Annotated in this window: 13 protein-coding genes and 1 pseudogene; 11 read left to right on the top strand and 3 right to left on the bottom strand. The window is 39.0% G+C overall.

Annotated elements, in window-relative coordinates; all coding sequences use genetic code 11:
* Positions 1-24: 24 nt before the first annotated feature.
* Entirely contained in the window at positions 25-798 is a 774-nt protein-coding gene (gene srtB / locus ACLR96_RS07195) for a class B sortase (protein ID WP_177270898.1), read from the top strand.
* A gap of 3 nt (positions 799-801) precedes the next feature.
* On the opposite strand, the gene trhA is transcribed toward srtB, so the two are convergent.
* A complete protein-coding gene (gene trhA / locus ACLR96_RS07190; RefSeq protein ID WP_177270897.1) occupies positions 802-1,446 on the bottom strand; it encodes a PAQR family membrane homeostasis protein TrhA in 645 nt (214 codons plus the stop codon).
* Between the two features lie 212 nt (positions 1,447-1,658).
* Between trhA and ACLR96_RS07185 the strand changes: the two genes are divergently transcribed.
* On the top strand, positions 1,659-2,144 hold the full coding sequence (locus ACLR96_RS07185) for a DUF1836 domain-containing protein (RefSeq protein WP_177270896.1): 486 nt from the start codon (positions 1,659-1,661) through the stop codon (positions 2,142-2,144).
* Positions 2,145-2,147: 3 nt separating this feature from the next.
* Positions 2,148-3,092: a helix-turn-helix transcriptional regulator gene (locus tag ACLR96_RS07180; protein ID WP_177270895.1), complete on the top strand. Its 945-nt coding sequence runs from the start codon at positions 2,148-2,150 to the stop codon at positions 3,090-3,092.
* A 55-nt stretch (positions 3,093-3,147) separates the two neighbouring features.
* Here the strand turns inward: ACLR96_RS07180 and ACLR96_RS07175 are convergent, their stop codons facing one another.
* Positions 3,148-4,140 (bottom strand): helix-turn-helix domain-containing protein, encoded by a 993-nt coding sequence (locus tag ACLR96_RS07175; protein ID WP_177270894.1) that lies wholly within the window; start codon positions 4,138-4,140, stop codon positions 3,148-3,150.
* 131 nt (positions 4,141-4,271) lie between these two features.
* On the opposite strand from ACLR96_RS07175, the gene ACLR96_RS07170 reads away from it, so the two are divergent.
* The 7 genes from ACLR96_RS07170 (at position 4,272) to ACLR96_RS07140 (ending at position 12,480) form a co-directional block, all read left to right on the top strand.
* Positions 4,272-5,984: an amidohydrolase family protein gene (locus ACLR96_RS07170; RefSeq protein WP_177270893.1), complete on the top strand. Its 1,713-nt coding sequence runs from the start codon at positions 4,272-4,274 to the stop codon at positions 5,982-5,984.
* A gap of 25 nt (positions 5,985-6,009) precedes the next feature.
* Entirely contained in the window at positions 6,010-7,374 is a 1,365-nt protein-coding gene (locus ACLR96_RS07165) for an APC family permease (protein WP_177270892.1), read from the top strand.
* Between the two features lie 114 nt (positions 7,375-7,488).
* Positions 7,489-8,853: an amino acid permease gene (locus ACLR96_RS07160; protein WP_177270891.1), complete on the top strand. Its 1,365-nt coding sequence runs from the start codon at positions 7,489-7,491 to the stop codon at positions 8,851-8,853.
* Between the two features lie 37 nt (positions 8,854-8,890).
* Positions 8,891-10,567 carry an amidohydrolase family protein gene (locus ACLR96_RS07155; RefSeq protein ID WP_177270890.1) on the top strand — a complete coding sequence of 559 codons (1,677 nt, stop codon included), beginning with the start codon at positions 8,891-8,893 and terminating at the stop codon, positions 10,565-10,567.
* 13 nt (positions 10,568-10,580) lie between these two features.
* The gene (locus tag ACLR96_RS07150; protein ID WP_177270889.1) at positions 10,581-11,024 is read left to right on the top strand and encodes a DUF3237 family protein; all 444 of its coding nucleotides are present in this window, start codon (positions 10,581-10,583) and stop codon (positions 11,022-11,024) included.
* Between the two features lie 157 nt (positions 11,025-11,181).
* Positions 11,182-12,189, top strand: a complete 1,008-nt coding sequence (locus ACLR96_RS07145) for an SPFH domain-containing protein (RefSeq protein WP_177270888.1) — start codon at positions 11,182-11,184, stop codon at positions 12,187-12,189.
* 162 nt (positions 12,190-12,351) lie between these two features.
* Positions 12,352-12,480: a TA system antitoxin ParD family protein gene (locus ACLR96_RS07140; protein ID WP_177270907.1), complete on the top strand. Its 129-nt coding sequence runs from the start codon at positions 12,352-12,354 to the stop codon at positions 12,478-12,480.
* Between the two features lie 54 nt (positions 12,481-12,534).
* On the opposite strand, the gene ACLR96_RS07135 is transcribed toward ACLR96_RS07140, so the two are convergent.
* Positions 12,535-14,109 carry a helix-turn-helix domain-containing protein gene (locus tag ACLR96_RS07135; RefSeq protein WP_177270887.1) on the bottom strand — a complete coding sequence of 525 codons (1,575 nt, stop codon included), beginning with the start codon at positions 14,107-14,109 and terminating at the stop codon, positions 12,535-12,537.
* A gap of 206 nt (positions 14,110-14,315) precedes the next feature.
* On the opposite strand from ACLR96_RS07135, the pseudogene ACLR96_RS07130 reads away from it, so the two are divergent.
* Positions 14,316-14,597: pseudogene (locus tag ACLR96_RS07130) on the top strand (nitrilase-related carbon-nitrogen hydrolase); the annotation flags it as partial.

Raw genomic sequence — 14,597 nt, 5'->3', positions numbered from 1 at the left:
GATTTTATGAAAGGGACATAAAATATGGGTTTAGGAAGAAAAATAATCTTGATAATATGTCTGATAGTGTTTATAGGTTCAGCGGGTGTTCTTGCAGACTATTTTATTAACGGGATGAAAGAGCAGAATGCTCTTGAGGATCTGAAAGATCTTCAGACGGAAAGGGAGGATCTTATCACTGACAAAGGTACAGTAATGGGAAAATATGCGGATCTGTATCTTGCCAACGGGGATATCATAGGATGGGTGACTGTCGAAGATACGAAGATAGACTATCCTGTGATGCAGACTCAGAGTGATCCGGAGTACTATATCCGAAGAGGGTTCGACAAGGAGAGTACATCTTCGGGGACTCCATTTATGGACGCAACCAGCGATATATTCGTACCGACATCCAATTTTCTTATTTACGGACATAATATGAAAAACGGAACGATGTTTCATGATCTTTTGAAATATGAGGACAAAGAATTTTTTAATGAACATAGGACCTTCAGATTTGATACTATATACAAAGGAGGTCAGGGTACTTACGAGGTGCTGGCAGCAGGGTATACGGAGATATATCCCGAAGATTCAAATGAATTCAAATATTATCAGTATGCAGGAATAACTTCCAGGTCTGATTTCAATGAATATGTAAAAGGCGTAAAATCTATATCAGCTTATGATACAGGAGTTACTGCCGAGTACGGAGATCAGCTGGTAACGCTGTCTACCTGCGCTTATCATACTGATGACGGAAGATTTTTCGTGGTAGGAAAAAGAACCGACGCTAAGCAGCAGACGCCGCAGTAGATTTTATATCATGAATATTACCATAAAATAATGACATATGCTGCCCAGTACGACGAATATATGAAATATCTCATGAAAACCAAACATTTTCCTGATGTTTGGTTTTTTAATGCCATAGATGATTCCCCCTATGGTATAAAGTACACCACCGGAAATAAGAAAGAAAAGTGTTTCTCCGGAAAGACTTTTCAGCGCTGAAAAATCTATGGCAATAAACCATCCCATTAATATATAAAGAACAGTACTGAGCCATCTTGGTGCATTCATCCAGCAGAGTTTCATTATTATGCCTACGGCAGCTATTACCCAGATAGCAGTTAGGAGAATGGTTTTCTGCGGATTTTGAAGGATCTGGTAGAGCAGAGGGGTATAAGATCCTGCTATCAGTACATATATCATGGAATGATCAAGTTTTCTCAGCCTTTTCACGATAGATTCCGGCCCTGATACATAATGGTATACGCTGCTGGCGCTGTATAATCCTATTAAGGACAGACAGAATACAATGCCGGTGAACTGTACCGCAGTAAAGGGGTGCTGCACCGTTTTTATCAGCATTATGATTATTCCTGCAACAGATAGTACTGCTCCGATAAAATGTGTGTAACAGCTCATTGGATCTCTGGCTTTTGAAAATAATTTTGGCATTTTTGCGAACTCCTTTATATAGAATTATAATATGCGATATATGGTTTTTAAAACTATGTATTGCATATTATAGTAACATATAAAATGATTTTATCAACCCTATATTGCAAAATAATAATTTTTTCTGTAATATAGAACAAAACCATACTGCTAAATTATTTGGCAGATTAATATGTTATTTTTGGCATGATATGAAAACAAGGAGCGAAGACATGAAAATTTCGAAAGACATGAATTTATGGGAAAAGCCTATTGTGAGCAGCAAAATACCGGAGATAGATCTTTATATGGATCAGTTGCTTTCTTTGACATCAGAGAAAGAGGTTACCAAGACAATGATAAATAATTACAGCAAAGAACATCTAATAAAGCCCCTTAAAGGAAAAAAATACAGTAAGGAGCAGATAATACAAATTCTCTTCATCATGAATCTTAAACAGAATATTCCACTGAGCGACATCAAAGGGCTGATGCCTCAGCAGGAAGATGCAGTAGACTACAGGAAGGTATATGATTTCTGCGAAGCGGAAGACGGCAGACTTTCTGAGGCTGCGGAAGAATTTGTAAATAGACATATAAAATGCGGAGAGGATCTCTCAGAAGATGAGCAAGCTCTTGCCGCAGCTATGATGTTATCATCCTGCTGTAAGTATTTCAAAAATATCTGTGAGAAGCTGTCAGATGGAGGAGATAAGTAAGGAATGGCTGAAAAAATCAGGAGAATTGGGGATACACCTTTGAGCATAAGTGTTTACTCAGTAGAAGAAGCTCCTACAAAAATAAATGATAGAGGGATTTTGGAAATTATATTTTGCCTTAAAGGCAGAGTAAGGTTTTCATATGCTTATGAGGAGTTTACATTACATGCCGGAGAATATATTTCTGTTGACAGAGATGCTTATTATCTTTATGGAGATGGGAATAATCTTCTGGTTTCGTTTTATTTTGATCTTGCCTGTTATAAGAGCAAATATCCTTTTATATGCAATAACTTGTTTGTGTGTGAGGGGTTGGCTGAAACGGCTATGGATTATCCCAGGGAGGAACATCGGCGGCTCAAAGGTATGCTGATTGCGCTTCTCAAATTTATTTCCGAAAACGGGTCTGCGGAAAAAGTGGCAGGAGCCTCAGAACGTATCGTGGATATGTTTGTAGAGAGGTTTGATATATTCTTTTTTCACGCCGGAGCCGGGGCCGGAGATAAAAAAGGGCTTGCGAAACTCCACGAGATAAATGATTATCTACACAGTCATATGAAAGAGAAAGTTTGTATAGGGGATATTGCGGCCAGATTTAATTTTACGGAAGGATATATGTCTGAATATCTGAGAAAGATGTCCGTAGGGTTTCGCGGTATGATGAGTTATATCAGAGCTAATGAATCTGAAACTTACCTGCTCAGAACTAATAAAACAATACTTGAAATATCAGAGGAATGTGGGTTTTCTGATGTCAAGTATTACTATTCGGCCTTTAAGCGGTGGTATAAGTGTACTCCGAAACAGTTTAGAGAACAGTATGGAAAAGTATCAGAAGAAAAGATAAGATATCTGGATATCATAGATACAAAGGATATACTCGAAAAGCTTCTGACTGATCATTATATGGAAACATATCTGTTTTATTCTGATGGTAAAATATTATAGGTTTTGATGATTTTATGTTGTGATTTGGATTTGTGTCCAAAATAAATTTTACGTCTTATTCTATGGGAAGCCCTTTATAAGGAACGAAGGGAGAGAGCCAAAGCTCGGGAACTTGCAGTTTGGCGAAATGGAAGGCGATAAAGTGCTCCAGGTCTTCTTTTTTTGTTTCGACATTGTAGTATATGGTTTCTTTTGCTGAAGATTTCAGCTCATGCAGTTTTCTGCGGTATCGATTAGGTGTCGTTACATTCCATTTTTCAAAAACTCGATAATAATAGAGCGGTGAGGAAAAACCTACTTCATAGGCAATATCGGAAATATTTTTGTCAGTTTCAAGAAGTAGACTTGCTGCTTTGTATGCTCTTATGTCATTTACAAATTTGGAAAATCCCACGAAGGATGTTTTTTTAAAAAAACGGGAAAGATATTTATAATTAAAATGGTTGATATCACACAGTTTTTTCAGTGTGATTTTTTTTGAGTAATTTTTATCAATATAAATTATGATACTTTCAAATCTGTCCTTCATCTCATCAGAGTATTCTGTTGAATTGGCTATGAAATAGAAGTAGTGAAAATGATTTAGCATCATTTGTATAACTTCTACAGCAAATCTCGTTATGATATTGCTTACAGACAATCCGGGATGTGGGAAACAGTAAAAATACAGCATAGTCAGCAGCAGCCTTTTGAGGTTTTGAAGTTCCGGCTGTTTTGACTGTGGTGTCGTAAGGGGTTCACATATAAAATATATTCTTTCCAAATCCGGTTTTTCAAATACAGGATCCGTCAAATCAAAGTAAAAGGAGACCAGCAGATTTTCTCTGTCACAACTAAGGTAGTGAATGTCGAAAGGGTCACATGATATGATATCGCCCTCTTTTAGCGTGATATCCTGCAGTCTGGTGTATATGGTAACAGGGCCCTTCAGACAGTATATTATTTCAAGGAATCCTTTATGATGATGAGGTGCTTGCTGTGTCACTGAGTAAATGGATATCCCGGCAGGTGTCTTCGGGATCATATCAAAGTTTTGATTTTGTTTCATAAAATACAATCTCCATATTTATATATGTTTTTCTACTAAATTATACAAAAGACAGACGAAAAAGTATATAGAATTATCAGAAAAATAAGAATAAAATTATTCCAACAAAAGAAAGAAAGGATGTTAATAATATGATATTTGCAGATACAGCGCTGATAAACGGAAAAATATATTCTGTTGATAAAAACGGGAAGAAAACAGACGGCGATACAGTGCTGATAAAGGATGGGCTCATATTAAAGACGGGAATAGAGAAAGATCTGCAGAATTATATATCTGCGGACACAGAGGTGATCGACTGTCATGGCAATACCATCCTTCCCGGGCTGTGTGATGCTCACTGCCATCCGTCCATAGCGGCAAGCGCCTATTCCGGATGTGATCTTTTCGGTATATATATACAGGAGGGAGAATCAGGCACAGACATCATAGATAAATACATGAAAAGACTGAAAGATTTTGTGGATAAAAACCCGGAAGAAGTTCTTATAAGAGGCACCGGCTGGGTGATGGGGAATTTTACGGCAGACAGAATGCCTACGAGACATGATATAGACATGATATGCAGTGACAGACCGGTTATACTTGAATCTTTCTGCCAGCATAATCTGTGGGTTAATACAAAGGCTATAGAAATAGCGGGAATCAGCGAGAATACACCTGACGTATATGCAGGAAAGATATATAGAGAAGCAGATGGATTTCCTGAAGGCATCTTTAATGATCCCGAAGCCATGAACCTCATTAAACTTAATGTGCCGGGTTATGATTTTTCCGTTGAAAAGTATAAGGAGGCATTTCTTCACTATCAGAAAGACTACGCTAATAAATACGGGGTGACTTTGGTACAGGATTGTATGCATAGTGATAATGCCAGAACTGCTTTTAAAGAACTTGCTCTGGAAGGAAAGCTTACTGTCAGAATAAGAGGTGTTTATCTGATGGAGCCGGGAAAAGCCGACAGCCAACTGCCGGAAGCTATTAAAAGAAGAGGTATGGATAATGTAGGCGATGATTTTCGTATAGATACTGTAAAGATATTTGCTGAGGGAATGTTTTCTTTGATAGATTCTTACGATAAAAAGTTTATTAAAGAAAACGGGCTGCCTGATGATTATAATGAACCTCTTTACTGGAGCGATGAAGAGTTTACGAAAACAGCATATAAAGCCATGAAAGCAGGCTTTGATATACACGTGCATGCTATGGGGGATAATGCCGTAAGACAGAGTGCGGAATGTTTGAGTAAAGCTCAGCTTCTTCTGAAAGACAAAAATGAAGGTTTTCGGAATGTGATCGCTCATCTCATGCTAACTCGAAGCGCAGATATGGAATTGATGGCTGAGAATCATATAATAGCAAACTGCCAGCCCAGGTGGATGGTATATGACTCAGATATAGAAGCCATGGTGCCTATGATTGGAAAGAAAAGAGCAGAGAATGCATATCCTCTCAGAGCTCTTTTGGATAGAGGGATAACGGTAACTTTCGGAACGGATTTTCCTGTAACACCTCCTCCGGATACAATGCAGGAAATACAGTGTGCCATGACAAGAAAAGTTTTTCCTGAGGCGCCGGATTATCATAAGTTTAAAGATATGGTGTTGGGTAATGAAAAACCGGCAACTTTATGGGAAGCTGTGAAAGCATTATCGTTAAACGGAGCTTATCAAATGTCTGCCGAAGATATAACAGGTTCTGTAGAAGCCGGAAAGTCAGCTGATATAGCTGTTCTTGATTCAGATATAGAGGCTGTGCCCATAGATGAGATATATGCTGTTAAGGTAGATAAAACCTTGTTCAAAGGAAAGGTTGTTTACGAAAAAGACAATCAGATATGTTAAAGCGTATTTGTATAGGAGGTTTGTTATGGAAGCAAGATATAATGAAAATGTAGCTGAAAGAACAGAACTTAAGAGGGTGCTAAGGCTGCCTACTTTGGTATGTCAGGGGCTGGCGTATTTGTGTCCGGCATGTGTACTGATGTACTATGGGATTATAAATGTCCTTACCGGAGGGCATTTTCCTTTGACATTGATAGTAGCAGGGATTGCTATGACTCTTACTGCACTCAGTTATGCTAAAATGTGCAGAAAATATCCTGTAGCCGGATCGGTGTACAGTTATGTGAGCAAATCCATAGGACCCAAGTTAGGATTCATATCAGGGTGGGCGCTGATGCTTGATTATTTACTGCTGCCTATGACATGTTACCTTGGATGCGGACTTTATCTTAACATAATGATTCCTGCTGTTCCTGTGTGGGGATGGATAATAATTGCAGTAGTATTTGTTGCCATATGCAATTATGTCGGCGTGGGAATAGCGTCTATAGTTAATAACATTAATGTTGCGGCTCCTATAATAGCGCTTATAGTAACAGTGATATTTATTATTAAATTTGTCATGGGAGGCGGAGGATCAGGGACGCTTCTTTATTCTGAGGCTGTATATAATTCTCAGCTTTTTGACTTCAGCGCGCTCATGACGGGGGCCGGAATCATGGCTATAGTGTTTGTAGGCTTTGATTCGGTGACTACATATTCAGAGGAAACCATTAACCCGGAAAAAAATATGCCTAAAGCAGTGATTCTCATATGTGTCGGCGCAGCTATAGAGTTTTTTATCGTAGCATATTTTATGAATTGCGGATGGCCATATGCGCCGGGAGCTATCAATGATCCTGATACTGCTATAACAGAATTTAATATTCATATTGGTATAGGATGGATGAATACCATATTCATTCTCATAAATACACTGGCATCTATAGGCTGCTGTATAGCAGGGCAGGGAGCTACGGCTCGTATTCTCTTGGGGATGGGCAGAGATGGATTTCTTCCTAAAAAGTTTTTCGGTTATGTTCATCCTAAATTCAAAACACCTTCTAAAAATATACTACTTACTGCAGCGGTTGGCCTTACTGCCATACTTTTTCAGGATAGCCTTACCAATGCCATGTCATTAGTGAGCTTCGGCGCATTATTGGGATTTATACTGACTAATATATGTGTCATAATGAGATTTTGGGTTAAGGATAAAGAGCGATCGGGCGCAGCTGTGTTAAGGAATCTTGTAATCCCTGCCATAGCAGCTGCAGTGTGTATATATCTTTGGCTGAGTCTTCCTACGGCCGGTAAGCTTGTGGGATTTTCATGGATAGCTGTAGGGCTGGTGGTTCTGGGAATAAAGACAAAAGGTTTTAGAATTCTGCCGCCCGAATTGAACTTGTAAGATTTATTGATGTTTTCATGTAAAAAATATAAAAAACGTCAATAAACCGGCATTGTTTAAAAGATCCTTTCGGTATATTCTGAATATATCGAAAATACTGGGAGGTGTAAAACAGTGAATAGTGAAAAACAACAAAGCGGTGAATTCAAAAAGGTCTTGGGATTAGGCTCTTTGATTATTTTCGGACTTGCATATATGGCTCCGACAGTGGTATTCAATTACTATGGTCCATTGTCCGTGGCCTCAGAAGGTATGTATCCGACTTGTTTCGTCATTACGGCGATAGCTATGTTCTTTACGGCATTTAGTTATGCCAATATGTCGAAGGAGTTCCAGAAGTCGGGTTCTGCATACGTTTATGTGCAAAAATCTCTGAATCCTCATTTCGGGTTTGCTGCAGGCTGGGTGATGCTCTTAGATTATCTTTTGCTGCCTATGATATGTATTTTGTGTGTTGCCATATACATGGAAACATATGTACCTGCGGTTCCTGCATGGGCATGGGTTATCCTTCTGGTAGCACTGCTTTTCGTCATCAATGCTATGGGGATAAGTATGGCTGCCAAAGTTGATACAGTAATAGTCATAGCTCAGCTCTTGATGATGGCATTGTTTGTAGCAGTGGGAATCGTTACTATTGCCAGGGGCGGTATTGATGGAACGGCTAACGGGCTGATTGACGGTACGGCTTTTTACAATCCTGATGTGTTTGAGTTTCGGCTTGTTCTTTATCCGGCTGCTATTCTTTGTGTATCATTTCTTGGCTTTGATGCGGTATCTACATTGTCGGAAGAAGCTAAGCACCCGAAAAAAGATATACCGAGAGCTATTGTTCTGGTGTGTCTGGGTGCAGGGCTGGTGTTTACGCTCATCGCATATATAGCTCAGGCTATGTGGCCTGTGGGGTATCAGCAGATTACAGATCCGGATTCAGGAATATTTGAGCTTCTTGCTAGAATACAGACTATACCTCATATGGATATCATGTTTCTGGTAGTAGATAATATAGGAAGTGTAGCCTGTGCTTTGTCGGGTCAGGCCGCTGTTATACGTATCATGTATAATATGGGACGTGACAACATACTGCCTAAAAAGATATTCGGCCATATGAGTAAGAAAGGCGTACCGCTTTATAATTTGATAATCGTAGGACTTATCGGACTTGTAGCATTATTTTTTACTGATAATATTTTAGGCGGAGTGGAGCTGGTAAGTTTCGGAGCATTGACAGGTTTTATTCTTGTAAATATCTCAGTTCCTTTCTACTTTTTCAGGAAAAAGGGGATTCGGGGAGGAAAAGCCATCTTTAATTATGGCGCATTGCCTCTTATTGCTACTGTTATATGTGTATACCTGTGGCTTAATATGGCGGCTGCCGCTAAGATAATAGGTATCATCTGGCTGGCAGTGGGAATTGTCATACTGGCCGTAAAAACTAAAGGATTCAGGAAATTGCCTCCTGAGATGGACATTGAATAAACGACGTAAAAATAAAAGCTGAAAAGGCGGTGAAAAGATGTACATATTAAAAAACGCTAAAATTTATACATTGGAAGGTAAGAACAATGTAGATGCTATAGTTGTAGACGAAAGTAAAGTAGTATATGCGGGTAGCCTGAGGGGTGCGGAAAAATATACAGCGGCATCTAAAATCTATGATCTTGGAGGCAGGACCGTACTTCCGGGAATTGTAGACAGTCATATACATCCGGGTATGTGCTCCAGAAGCACATGGCATGTGAAACTTCCCTGGACAGAGAATGTAACTGAGCTTCTTGATTTTATAAGAGAATACGGCCGTAAACATCCCAGGGAAGAGATGCCTTTTATATACTTTGAATATTATCCTACTTCAATGTTTGATGAGAATGGCCCTACAAAGGAATTGCTGGACGAAGCCATTTCAGACAGACCTGTACTGTGTCAGGATTTTGGAGAGCATTTGTGCTGGATAAATACGAAGATGATGGAACTTCTCGGGGTTGATAAGGATACGCCGAATCCCAGCGCGCTGGAGGTCTTTGTGAGAGATAGGCAAGGAAATCCGACAGGCTGGGTAAAAGAAATGGCATGGGTACATTTTGCTGATAACATGTTTAACGCTATAGGATGGGCACCGCCTGAAGAACTTACAGAAGAAAGAATGGCTCCTTTTTTTGAACTCATGATGGAAAGTGGTATAACAGCTATTTTTGATGCCTTTATAGAAAACGACAGGCAGATACAGACAGTGTATGAAATGGATAGAGCAGGGAAATTGTTTGTCTATTATGATGCTTCAGTAAGGTTTTGGAGATATGAGGATCTGCCTGAGAAAATTGATAAGCTCAGAGAATATCAGAGACTTTATACCACAGAACATATAAAATTTAATACCATGAAGCTTTTTTTAGATGGGACTAATGAAAGTGGAAACTCTGCTTCTCTTCATGAGCATATCCATGATCCCGGCAATTACGGAGAAATCATGATGGAAAAAGATGAGCTTGTAAGATGCTTTCTTCTCTGCAATAGAGAGGGTCTTGATCTTCATATACATATGGTGGGAGACAGAGCATTTAAAGTAGGATGCGACGCTGTGGAGAAGGCGCAGAAAACGGCCGCAGAAAACGGTGAACCGTGGATTTGCAGACCGGTATTTGCACACTGCGAAATAGTAGACCCCTCAGATATGAAAAGGCCTGCAAAGTTGGGTATTTTCATAAACTGGAGCTGCCACTGGTCGGGAGGATATTTCGGCGAAGAAGCTATGAATTACTATACGGAGGAAAAATGGCGCAGGATGTATCAGTTTAATCCTATGATAAAAAGCGGCGCTATGGTATCTTTTTCCAGTGATGTAGTCACGGCGTATGAGATGCACAGAGCATATCCTTTTTTTGGTATGCAGGTGGCGGCAACAAGAGTAGATCCTGAATTTCCGCTTGATCCTGCTAAATATCCTGAAAGTATGAGACCGGAAGCATCTGCAAGGCTTGATATGGATGTACTTATTAAAGGATATACTATAAATGGTGCGAGACAACTGAGATGGCAGGATAAGATGGGGTCTTTAAGTGCAGGAAAACTTGCTAATTTTGTAGTGATTGATAAGGATCCGTTTGAAGTTTCAGAAGATGAAATCAAAGATATAAGAGTAGAAGCTGTAGTATTTGACGGTAAGCTTATCAAGGGCAGCCTTGAAAATATTTGAAATGAGGGGTGTCATGAGAAAAATTTTTGATATAAATCTTATTCAGCAAAATGATATAAATATGGGAATAACGTGCAGGGGAGATACATTAGTTTCTCCCTCCGATAAAGGATCTTTTTCGGGAAAAGATATAAAAGGACAGGTTATGCCCACCGGTATGGGAATCACATATACACCTATTGCCGGCAGCAACGATATAGAGTCTACGCTTCTTCTCAAAACGGATGACGGAGTTTATATAATAATGGAGATGAGAGCTTTTCTCAATATGGAAGATTGTGTGGAACAAAGACTTATGGAGGGTGATCACGTAGATCCTGATGAGTATTATTTCAAAGGTACGGTAAGATTCAGGACGGGTCATGACATGTATAAATGGCTGGAGCGTAAGGTATGTGTCTGTGTTACGGAAATAATCAATTGGGAAGAGCTTAAGATAAGTGTATATATGGTATGAAATGAAGAAACTGACATTGAGTTGTCAGTTTTTTTATAACAAATAATTTTATAAGATTTCTCTTGACATTAAGATATAATAAGATATAATGATGATATCAAAATGATATCATTAAATAATAGCGATAAAGTTCGGGATCTAATAAGGAGGAGAAAATATGGAAACTAACAATAATCTGATCAAGAACAATATTACAGAAAAAGAACTTCATCCTATGTCGGGGATGGCAATGCTTTTCATCATTATAATCGGTATTTTAGCCGGAGTTGCCTTGTGTATAGCAGGACCTGTTTTTTTTGTAGATATGACAGGTGTGTTTGTAGCAGCAGGGATACTGTTGATAGTGGTGCTTTGTATTTTAATGGCAGGGCTCAAGATAGTCAATCCAAATGAAGCGTTAGTTCTTACTCTGTTTGGTAAATATTACGGAACCATAAAGAAAGATGGATTCTTTTTTGTCAATCCTTTTGCTACAGGGTTCAATCCGACTGTGGCCGGAACTGTAGACGGCCTCATAGCCGAAATAAGTGAATCCGCAAAAAAAGACGGACATAAAAAAGGCAGGACCATGAGCAAAAAGGTATCCACAAAGACAATGACTTTAAATAACGGACAGCAGAAAGTAAATGATGTTCAGGGTAATCCTGTTATTATAGGTGCTATAGTTATTTGGCACGTATCTAATCCAACCAAAGCTGTTTTTAATATTGAGAATTATTTTGAGTATCTGTCAACTCAGTGTGACTCAACTATAAGAAACACGGCAAGACTTTATCCTTATGATACTATAGATCAGGAAAACGATGAGATGACTCTCAGGGGATCGAGTCTGGAGATTGCTCAGAATATGAAAGGAGAACTGCAGGAAAAGGTGAAAGGCGCCGGAATTGAGATACTGGAGGTAAGGATTACACATTTGGCATATGCAGAAGAGATAGCGGCTGCTATGCTTAAGAGACAGCAGGCTGCCGCAACAATTGCTGCAAGAGAGAAAATCGTTGAAGGTGCGGTAGGTATGGTCAGAATGGCTCTTGATAAACTGGAAGATGATGAACTTGTGGTTCTGGATGATGAACGTAAAGCAGCCATGGTATCTAATCTGTTAGTAGTTCTTTGCGGAGACAAAGATCCTCAGCCGGTTGTAAACAGCGGAAGTATATATTAAAATATTTGATATGGTTTATAGCCTGGAGGTAATCAGATGTCCAATGATATAAACAAAAAAGAAGAACAGCTGCAGCAGCGGCTTGAAAAAATCAAGAGGCTGGAAGATGAGATTAAAAAAAGAGAAAAAGCTGTTAAAGATAAGGAAAAGACGAAAAAACAGATGATCGTGAGATTATCTTCAGGACTTTGGAACGATATAGCCGCATGGGCGGAAGAGGATTTCCGATCTATAAACGGTCAAGTGGAGTACCTGCTCAGTGAATGTGTGAAACAGAGAAAAAAGAAATAAAATATAATAAACGGAACCAGTGTCTGTGGTTCCGTTTTTATGTACGAAAGTAAATTATTGAGTTTTTTTAATTTCCGTAAATACTATATCAAGAGGATCAAGTTTCGCCGAGTAGGTAAAACTTCCTGAGGAAGAGACGGTCTTCCATAGTATGCGTGGAGCCGACATCTCTTGTATCTGTTGTTTTTCATTTTCAGTCAGATCAGATTTGTATTCCATCTGCCTCCATAGATCAAGGCAGTTTGAATCCGCTCGGAGGCGATGTTCGGTTATCTGATACTTGCCCGGCATATTAAACAGATCAAATTCAAGATTTTGAGGATTCTCAGCATCTTCATTGAAGAATAAGATCTGAACATTGCTGTCATTGACTGTTATCATGTACCATTCATCGTGTCCGCCTACAGTATTATACTGCGCGAAAAGAAATCGGCGCAGATAATAAAGCGGTTTTTTCATGTTATTGAATGTAAAGATCCCGTTTCTGTTTACCGCGGTGTCTATAAATGCCTGCGGCATATTTTTTGCTTCGGGGTCTTTTAATACGGTTTTCAAAAAGTTTATACAATCTTGCTGAGGATTGTAATTGCGATAGAATTTTTTTGGCAGCTCATCATCAGGCACCAGTCTATGGAGAAGAGAAGCCTTTTTTAGATCAAAAGAAACGGATTTTATTTGCTGAGCCGCTCCCGTGAAAGCCGGTATTTCACCATATGATTCTATAGCGTCATTTATACTGTCTAAAGGGAGTTCTTTGACAAGACATGTCGACTGCCTGATGGTTTCGCTTCTGTAAAGCTGTCTGTATTCTTTGGGATGGCATCCGAACCATTCTTTAAAATTTTCCACATAATATTTAGCATTGGAAAACCCCACATTAGAAGATACCTGGGCTATGGAATTATCAGTAGTCAAAAGCTCAGGCTCTGACATTTCCACTCTGACCATGCTGACAAAATTTCTGAAACTGTCACCTACCAGACGCTGAAAAAGGTGGGATAAATAGTAACTGTTAATGTTTTCGGATTCTGCGATGGATGACAGGCTCAGTTTATAGGGGTAATTCATATATACAAAACCCACGACCCGGCTTATACGATCTATTTGTACCAGATCATGTGAGATCTGATGTTCAAATGTTCGGCTTTCCAGATTGACTGTGAAACCTCTGAAATCTTTGTAAAGCGCATCTATGAGTGCATGGGAGATCTCTTTTATCCTATCTTTATAACCTTTCTTTTTCCCGTGAAGTTCAGAAATTATGGAAAACATATGTACTTTAAGCGCCAGCTGTTTTTTATATGTGGCGATGTTTTCGCTTACTTTTGTGGTAAATACCTGAACATCCAGATGTGGATAATATTTAGAAAAATAATCCATATTAAGACTTAAGACAACAACTAAGTTATTATTGGATAAGGTTCGGAAGCCGTGAACATCATCGCTGTGTATGAAGTGAACATTGTTTTTCGTAAGGCGATAACGTGCATAAGTCATTTTCAGTTCCACTTCGCCTTCCAGTACATATACTATCTGGATATCGTTATGTACATGCCAGGGGTATTGCTGTATCTGCAGAACCTGAACCTTTACCGGAAGATCATCTTCGTATTGTATTTCCTGAAGCATAACATACCTCCTTATTTTTGCACTGCAATTAATAAATGGTCTTAGTTGCTTTTTTTGATTATATCATATAAGAAAATTCATGTATATAGTATGAGAATAATCAGAATTTTTTAAAAATATAACAAAGAAGACAACATAAGTATGTTAAAATACTTATCTATATTGTAAAATTTATAAAAATAAAAATATCTGAAAGGAGCAGGTGCATGAAAAATGTAACAGTAGCGGCCACTCAAATGTCGTGTGGTCCTGATGCGGAGGAAAACATAGCTGTAGCAGAGAGGCTCATAAGAAAGGCGGCGTCACAGGGAGCTAATATCATTTTGATCCAAGAATTATTTCAGACTCAGTATTTTGCGCAGGTAGTAGAATATGAAAACCTCAAATTGGCTCAGCCGGCAGAGGATAATCCGATGCTGAAAAGGTTTTCTGAGCTGGCAGAGGAATTGAGTGTAGTCTTACCGATCAGTTTTTTCGAGGAGAGCGGC

Origin of the sequence: Lentihominibacter sp. (assembly GCF_046951855.1) — a bacterium.
Lineage (GTDB): Bacteria > Bacillota > Clostridia > Peptostreptococcales > Anaerovoracaceae > Lentihominibacter > Lentihominibacter hominis.
This window is presented reverse-complemented; position numbering and strand designations above follow the sequence as displayed.